The sequence below is a fragment of the Pedobacter sp. 05L430 genome (assembly GCF_056397585.1).
Map to the genome: position 1 here is coordinate 1 of NZ_JBFTNT010000258.1, position 6141 is coordinate 6141.

General features: G+C 39.1%; 6 protein-coding genes. 2 read left to right on the forward strand and 4 right to left on the reverse strand.

Going from position 1 to position 6141, the window contains the following annotated elements; genetic code table 11:
* Positions 1-351 (forward strand): sulfite exporter TauE/SafE family protein (locus AC1DG9_RS21715; protein WP_477635220.1); only part of this gene is annotated, 351 nt, incomplete at its 5' end.
* Between the two features lie 7 nt (positions 352-358).
* On the opposite strand, the gene hemN is transcribed toward AC1DG9_RS21715, so the two are convergent.
* The 4 genes from hemN to AC1DG9_RS21735 all read right to left on the reverse strand — a co-directional run bounded on the left by hemN (position 359) and on the right by AC1DG9_RS21735 (position 4510).
* Positions 359-1717, reverse strand: a complete 1359-nt coding sequence (gene hemN, locus AC1DG9_RS21720) for an oxygen-independent coproporphyrinogen III oxidase (RefSeq protein ID WP_288883685.1) — start codon at positions 1715-1717, stop codon at positions 359-361.
* Positions 1707-2177 (reverse strand): Rossmann-fold NAD(P)-binding domain-containing protein, encoded by a 471-nt coding sequence (locus tag AC1DG9_RS21725; protein ID WP_337715993.1) that lies wholly within the window; start codon positions 2175-2177, stop codon positions 1707-1709. The genes hemN and AC1DG9_RS21725 overlap by 11 nt, the downstream gene beginning before the upstream one ends.
* Positions 2178-2258: 81 nt before the next feature.
* Positions 2259-3323: a response regulator gene (locus AC1DG9_RS21730; protein WP_288883684.1), complete on the reverse strand. Its 1065-nt coding sequence runs from the start codon at positions 3321-3323 to the stop codon at positions 2259-2261.
* Between the two features lie 2 nt (positions 3324-3325).
* A complete protein-coding gene (locus AC1DG9_RS21735; protein WP_172662619.1) occupies positions 3326-4510 on the reverse strand; it encodes a PAS domain-containing sensor histidine kinase in 1185 nt (394 codons plus the stop codon).
* Between the two features lie 129 nt (positions 4511-4639).
* Between AC1DG9_RS21735 and AC1DG9_RS21740 the strand changes: the two genes are divergently transcribed.
* Positions 4640-6141: hypothetical protein (locus AC1DG9_RS21740; protein WP_477635221.1), on the forward strand; the 1502-nt coding region annotated here is incomplete at its 3' end.

Consider the following 6141-nt stretch of genomic DNA (forward strand, 5'->3'; position numbering starts at 1 on the left):
CTATTCAATTATGCCTTTAAACATAAATTAAATCACCTGATCATTGGAATGATAAATGGCCTGTTGCCTTGCGGATTCGTTTATCTTGCATTAGCTGGAGCATTAAATACGGAGAGCATTCAGCAAGGTATCATTTATATGTTTTGGTTTGGAGTAGGAACAATACCATTAATGCTGGGTGCGGCAATTATTGTCGGTTTTTCTGGTTTCACTTTCAGAAGGTCGCTCAATAAAGTTGTTCCTTATGCAATGCTAATTCTGGGTTTCTGGTTTTTATTAAGGGGACTGGAATTAAACATCCCCTATTTAAGTCCACAAAAACCAAATTCCAGTGTAGCAGAATGCAGATAAAACGATATTAATCTGCTAGGCTAAACAATTGAGTGCTGGGCTGGCTTGCCCAAAGTCTGGCATCAAAGGCCATACATATATTCCTTAAAAATCTTTTTCCGTACGGGGTAATCCGGACATCATGATCTGAAAGCATTACCAAGCCATCCTGGGCCAGCCATTTCATTCTTTTAATTCCTTCGTCTACTTTCTCATGCATTTCTTCTGGTTTTTTCCAGGATGTATACCCTCTACACATCAAATTCAAAATATGCTTTCGGATTACAAGATCGGTATCATTTAAAATGTGGCCTTTTGTAACTGGCAATTCTCCTTTACTAACAACACTCATATATTCTTCAACATTCTTTACATTTTGTGCAAAGGCCGTCCAGCAATCGCTTATAGATGAAACCCCTAATCCAATTAAGACTGTACTGAATTGTTCCGTATAGCCCATAAAATTCCTGTGTAACTGGCCATTCAGCTGGGCATGGTATAAACTATCGGTTTTGAGTGCAAAATGATCCATACCTATCTCCGAATAACCGCCGGCAATCAGCTTAGCTCTTCCCAGCTCATATAAACTCCTTTTCATTTCTGCCGATGGTAACTCTTCTTCTGTATATTTGCGCTGCCCGGGTTTTATCCATGGAACATGAGCATAACTGTAAAATGCAATTCTATCTGGTTTTAACCTTAATACAGATTGTATTGTTTTGCCCAGACCCGTTAAGGTTTGAAGCGGAAGTCCATAAATCAAGTCATAATTAATGGACTGATAGCCTATCTGTCGTGCCTTCCTTGTTACCCTTTCAACTGATCGGTAAGACTGAATCCTGTTGATTACAACCTGTACTTTTTTATCAAAATCCTGAATACCCAGACTTATCCGTCTGAACCCCAGTCTATATAAAAGGATCAGATGTTCATCGGTGGTATTGTTTGGATGACCTTCAATGCTAAACACAGCATCTTCATGTAAATCTGAGGGATTTACAAGGCCATCAATTAACAATTCCAGATGCTCAGGACTAAAAAAAGTTGGTGTTCCCCCACCCAGATGTATCTCCTTAATTATCGGCTTTATGCCAAGATGGCTGCGATATATTTCCCATTCTTTTAATACAGCATTAATGTAGGGAATTTCTACACCGTGATTTTTGGTAATCCTGGTATTACATCCACAATAGGTACACAGGCTTTCGCAGTAAGGTAAGTGTACGTATAAACTTAAACCTTCGGTACTATTGCGAACCGTAGTAATGAGGTTGTTAATCCATTTATTTTTATCAAAACGCTGCGCATCCCAAAATGGCACGGTAGGATAGCTGGTATATCTTGGTGCAGCAACGCGGTATTTGTCGATCAAGCTGCTATTTATCATCCCTGTCAGATTTTATGTTAACTTCTTTATGATGCTGATCACAAGATCTGGAACATATGCAGGCCTCTCCCAAGCATTTACGACCTTCCCACTTATCCAAATTGTTGATGGTTTGTGATGCAAGTGCCATTGGAAGTTCATTTTCKGGAATACCACTTAGCGCCCAGGGCGGAACGCTGGCAATTTTAATATTGTGACTAGAAGCCTCCTTGTGATCTATATGTGAACTATCTATTGATCTGGTTGCAATATATTTAATACCCAGATCAGCTAGCTTATGGATTACATTGGCTGAAACATCATCATCAGTAAACACAACAACGGCGTCCTTACCCTCTGCATAAAACACCGTTTCTGCACACAATGAATTGGATATCAGTGTAATTTCGTGTTTCTTGCGGTTGGCTGTCGCCAATGGCTCTTTTTCAGTTGACTTAATACTATACGCTACAACTCTCATTCTATTGATTTTATCTATCAAAATTAAGTCGTAGCTTACTGGCAAAGAATGAGGTTAATCACATCAAATTAGTGATCTTCGTCAGTTTTTCATGGTCTGTAATTTCAAATGATCAAGAATCAAGATCTGACTCCCCTTTCGCTCAATCAAGCCCTCATCTTTAAAATCGCTTAAAATTCTGCTCACAGTTTCCGTCGCCATTCCTGCCATTGAAGCCAAATTATCCCTAGACATACTTAATGTCACAGTATCAACTACCGTTTCTTTATTAGAACTTAACCTGATCAGAACTTCTGCCATCCGTTTTCTTACTGAATGATAGGCCAGCTGAAGCAGCTGCTGTTCCTTATCTAATATATTATTGGCTAAGAGTCTGATAAACTGAGATGCAACTGCAGGGTATTTATTTAGCAAGGGTTCCAGAAATCCCTTTGGAAGAAGACACAGGGAGGTATCTTCCATAGCCTCACTTGTTTCCCGGTAGTTCTCATTCGCTAACAAAGCGGCAACGCCAAAATACTCATCTGCGCCATGTATTCCGGTTAATAATTCCCTACCGTCATCAGCAACTTTAAAAGTTTTTATGCTTCCGGAAATTACAAGATAAATACCATTTACTGGATCTCCGTCATAGTAAACAACCTGTTTCTTTTTGATTTGTCTCACCTTTCGCTCAGCAATTAACTTTGAAAGTTCCTCGAGTCCTCTATTACCACTCAAAAGATTATCTAATTTATCAAGCGATTGACTGTATAATTGCTTTTGCAAGTCTCTCTTCTTAATCCGGCTCTCTATGGCATTTAAAAGTTCTACATCATCAAATGGTTTGGTCAAATAATCATCCGCCCCCATTTCCATCCCCTTTCTTATATCAATCCGCTCGGTCTTGGCGGTTAAAAAGATGAAAGGTATAGCAGATGTTTCAGGTGCCTTACTCAACAGATACAATACGCCATACCCGTCAAGTTCGGGCATCATAATATCACATAATATCACATCAGGTAAATATTTTATGGCAAGTTCTATCCCCTGCTTGCCATTTTCTGCCTGGAACACTTCATAATTCCCAAGCATTAAAATTTCAGAAGTGCTTTCTCTTATATCGTTGTTGTCTTCGATAATAAGTATCCTTGTTTTTTCCCTCATCTCTATTTATTGAATGATAATGTGAACTTAGTTCCCTTATTAAGCGTACTGGTGAAACCTACGGTCCCCTTCATTAACGTTGCATACCTCAATACAATGTTTAAGCCCAAACCCGTACCCGGAATATTCCCTGTATTATTCGCTCTGAAAAATGGCTGAAAAAGATCTCTTTGATCTGACTCAGGAATTCCAATACCGTTATCATTAATTGTCACGATGCATGCATTATCGGTAATTTCGGTATTAAACTCAATAAAAGTATGTTCACCGGAGTACTTAATCGCATTGGATATCAGGTTTATCATGCAGTTCTTAAGCAAGTTTTGATCAAGATAAACTACACTATCCACACCGGTATGCTGATAAATTATATTTTGCTCTTCTTTAGCTATCATTTGCATCTCTTCGGTTATTTCTTCAGCTAACTTAACCAGGTCAAATGACTGGAAGGAAGGTTCTACATTACCTGCTTCAAGCCGTTCAAGAGAAAGAAAATCATTCAAAATGGTCGTAAGATTACCTACGGCATTTTTTATCTTATTTACATGTTTTCTAATATTTTCATTGTCATACGGTACCGCATATTTTTCGATAAGAACCGAAGACAATTGTATGGAGCTCAAAGGAGTTCGGAATTCATGAGAGGCCATGGATACAAAACGGCTTTTCATTTGATTCAGTTCTTTCTCTTTCACCAGAGAAATACTCACCTCTTCTTTTGCAACTCTTAATGCCTGAACCAACTCTTTTAATGATCTTGTACGCTCATCAACAAGGTTTTCAAGCTCAGCTGCATATTCCTTTAACCGCTGTTCTGCTTCTTTTTCCTTTGACAGATCATGGATAAAACCAGTGTATATCGTTCGGTGGTCGTAACGCACTTCACTTACTGCCAAGCGAAAAGGAAAGGTTGTGCCATCTTTGCGCAATCCCCTGACTTCTCTGCCCTTGCCAATGATCCGCTTTTCACCGGTGCTTTGATAACGGTGAAGATACCCGTCATGGCCGCTTTTATCAGGCTCAGGCATTAGCATTGAGATGTTATTTCCAATAACTTCCTCAGCCGTATAACCAAAAAGCTTTAACGCAGCAGGATTAAGACTTTCTACTATACCTCTGTGGTCAATCGTTAGAATTCCATCAATTGCAGTCTCAATTATTGCCTTAAGCAGCTTAGCTCCGTCCATAGTTTTTCTTTACACAAATGTAATAAAAGCACGATCAGGCCTAACATAACCAAAATCATGGTAAATAGTGACCATCGTCATATTTTGCAATTGCTAATATAATTCTCTTTGCCAAATAAAACTTTATTTATGCAGCACACTTTCCACATTCCAGTACTTGGATTAGGTTATTCTATTGACACTCCACTAAAAGTCGCCAGATACGGTATATCATCGGTTGTATCTATTGTAGATGACGAACTTACTGAGCGGATGCGGAAATATCATGCTGACTTGAACAGTGAACCGTATGATTTTATAGCTAAAGATAGGCCTGATAGCCGTTCACTCAGGATAACTGAGTATTTAAATCTGCTGCATAGACTCGTAAATAAACAAATTACTGAGCTGAAGAAACATGACTTTGAAAGCCACAGTGAACTGAACAGCTATTTTGAGCTATTACCGGAAAATTCTGTATTAAAATCAAGATTCAGGCTGATGCAGGAGTTGCCTCAGGGTGATGAAAAGCAAAAACTTCAAAATGAACTAAAGGAGGGCATTATAGCAGGGAATATTGACGTAAACATCATGTCAAAAGTAGATAAGGCAAACTATCAGAATGGCGCTTATCTGGGCGACGAAAACACTGACGCTTTGGCTGCACTCCGCGGTTTCGCAAAAAGCACACTAAGCTCTTCTGTGATTGTATCGGCCGGTCTGAATCAAAGATTATACGCCTATATGGAAACTTTTAGCGATTTCTTTCCTAACGCTGAAGGTCTGTTTACTAAACAAATAACATTGAAGGTAAGCGATTACCGTTCAGCAATCATTCAGGCTAAAGTACTTGCGAAAAAAGGACTCTGGGTCTCAGAGTTTCGCATAGAGTCTGGTTTGAATTGCGGAGGACATGCTTTTGCTACAGACGGATTACTTATGGGGCCAATACTTCATGAATTTAAAGAGAATCGAACAGAATTGTTCGCAGAGTTATTTGAGATATATCAGGATGTACTTAAGATAAAAGGAATAGACCATGATGAAAATTGGAAACCTCAGCAACGTGTTACCTATCAAGGGGGTATTGGAACTGCCCAGGAGCATCAATTTCTAATTAACTACTATAACCTGGATGCAGCTGGCTGGGGAAGTCCTTTTCTTTTGGTACCAGAAGCTACAAATGTAGATAAACAAACCCTTGATGATATTGCAAATGCCTCAGAAAGCGACTTCTATCTGAGCAATGCTTCGCCACTGGGTGTTCCGTTTAACAATTTCCGGAAAAGTACGGCGGAAATCCAAAGAATTGAAAGAATCGCTAAAGGGCGTCCAGGAAGTCCCTGCACAAAAAAATATCTTTGCAGCAATGTTGAATTTACCGCAGAGCCTATATGTACGGCTTCAAGACAATATCAAAGACTTAAAATAGCGCAGCTAAAAATTTTAAACCTGCAACCAGAGGTCTTAAAGAAAAAACTCGATCTAATTACCGAAAAAACCTGCTTATGCGAAGGCCTCTGTTCATCCAATTACTTAAAATCAGATGTTCTTAGACAAAAAGAAAATAAGGCGGTAAGCATTTGCCCTGGTCCTAATATTGCATATTTCTCCAGACAATACAGTCTGGCAGAGATGATTGGACATATATA